Origin of the sequence: Coprococcus sp. ART55/1 (assembly GCF_000210595.1) — a bacterium.
GTDB lineage: Bacteria > Bacillota > Clostridia > Lachnospirales > Lachnospiraceae > Coprococcus > Coprococcus aceti.
Genome location: NC_021018.1, coordinates 558,421 through 560,216 on the forward strand (window position 1 = coordinate 558,421; position 1,796 = coordinate 560,216).

3 protein-coding genes are annotated in these 1,796 nt (G+C 41.5%); all 3 read right to left on the reverse strand.

Features of this window, described 5'->3' with window-relative positions; genetic code table 11:
• Positions 1 to 158 precede the first annotated feature (158 nt).
• Positions 159 to 623: a leucine-rich repeat protein gene (locus CCU_RS02710; RefSeq protein WP_208895928.1), complete on the reverse strand. Its 465-nt coding sequence runs from the start codon at positions 621 to 623 to the stop codon at positions 159 to 161.
• A 14-nt stretch (positions 624 to 637) separates the two neighbouring features.
• A complete protein-coding gene (locus CCU_RS02715; protein WP_208895929.1) occupies positions 638 to 1,240 on the reverse strand; it encodes a leucine-rich repeat domain-containing protein in 603 nt (200 codons plus the stop codon).
• Between the two features lie 2 nt (positions 1,241 to 1,242).
• On the reverse strand, positions 1,243 to 1,796 hold a 554-nt coding region (locus CCU_RS02720; RefSeq protein ID WP_208895930.1), incomplete at its 5' end, for a PASTA domain-containing protein.

Sequence of the window (1,796 nt, forward strand, 5' to 3'; positions counted from 1 at the left end):
ATTTCCTGAAGTCGTAGCTGCCAGGGTCATAGATGCTGTTCCACGACTGTTCAGAAGAAGCGTATATGTACTTGCGGCCTGCTTACCATCCTTCTTAACAGAAAGCTTGCATGCTGCCTGAACTATTGAGAATTTCATTGTGAGTGTGCCGATATTCTCTATTTTTTCCTGTAATCTTTATAACAGCGGTTCCGACATTTTTTATTATTCGAGTATGTAACATCATATGCATCTGCATTTACTACAGAGCCATCATTATCCGTAACTTTAATTACCGGTTTTATAGGCTTTCCCGTATAAGAATAACTCTTAGCCGGAATACTTACATTCATACTGTTTTCATCAAACCTATAAGCCCTCCTGATAATCACATTCTCATCAGAATCCGGAGTATATATGTTGTTACCAGCCTCATATGTATACAGATATGTTCCGGTTGGATTTCCCTCCTTGAACAGACCCGTTCCAAAATCAGCATCCGCCGGTCTTCTTAACAATCTAACATACTGAAGATTTTTGCATCCTATAAAGCAAAAGTCTCCCAATTTTATAAGTCTTTCTGAAAAATCCAGATGCTCTAGTAATTCGCATCCTGCAAAAGCGCAATTTCCAACACTTGACAAATTATCAGGAATATCTATGTTTTTATTCTGTTACAGCCCTGAAAACAATAGTCTCCCAGTGTCTTGGTATACTCTGATAATTTCAAATCGGTTATGCTATAGCACTCTCCAAATGCAAACTGACCAAGTTCGTATATCTGAGATCCAGACATGTCTACATTCTTCAAACTTGAACATCTGGCAAATGCATACGCCCCCACCGACAAAGTTCCTTTCGAAAATTCCACAGACTTTAAAGATGTACATCCATAAAAAGCCCTTCGTCCTATAGTGAGAGGTTCGTCTCCCTCTATAACCACAGACTCCAGATTTGTACATCCTGAAAATGCATTGTTACCTATATGTGTAACTCCAGGCTTTACTACAACCTTTATAACATTGAAATTAGTCCACGGCTTCTTGTCCTCCAGTCCAAAGTCAATCATCGCCTTATTTGTGGAAACATCCAATGTCAGCACTCCACTGTCACCATTATATTCAGCCCTGATTCCAGCATCCTCCGACACTGCATTCGTCGAAGCATATGCCTGTACCATTTCTGGAACAAGGCTGACCATACACATAATCACTGCTCCTACAATTACTGTAATTATCCTTCTCTTTAACTCCTTTTTCATGATCAATCACCCCACTCTTCTTCTTCTGTTATAAACTCATCTTCATTTACTCCTGATGTTCCGCTGTCCGCCTGTTCATTTGTTCCCGAACCACCAGATGATCCCGATCCACCACCTGCTGAACCGGAGCTTGCAGCCACAACCGAGCTTGTCTTCTTGCCCTTACTCACTATCAGATACAACTGAGTATCTTCAGTCATCTCAGTTCCCGCCTTTACGCTTTGTCTGATGATCACATTCTCATCAACGGTATCAGAATTCTCCTGGAGGGTACTAAAGGTGATTCCAAGGGTTGAACACTGTATAGTTGCATCATTCAAGGTCATACCTACAAAGTCAGGAAGTTTTACCGTCTGCTCTCCCAGGCTTACTGTGATCTTTACAGAACTCCCCTTTTCTATGCTGGTTCCCTGTGTATCTTGCTGTTCAATTATCAAGCCAGCCGCAACATCCTTACTATATTCTTCAGTTTCTTCAAGCTCTATACCAGCCTCTGCAGCCATAGCTCTGGCATCCTCCAGGGTTTCACCAACAAATTCCGGCACAACTGTCATCT

Bases quoted from the DNA above. Each gene is read 5' to 3' on its own strand.
- CCU_RS02715 (WP_208895929.1), bottom strand. From the start codon at position 1,240: ATGAAAAAGGAGTTAAAGAGAAGGATAATTACAGTAATTGTAGGAGCA.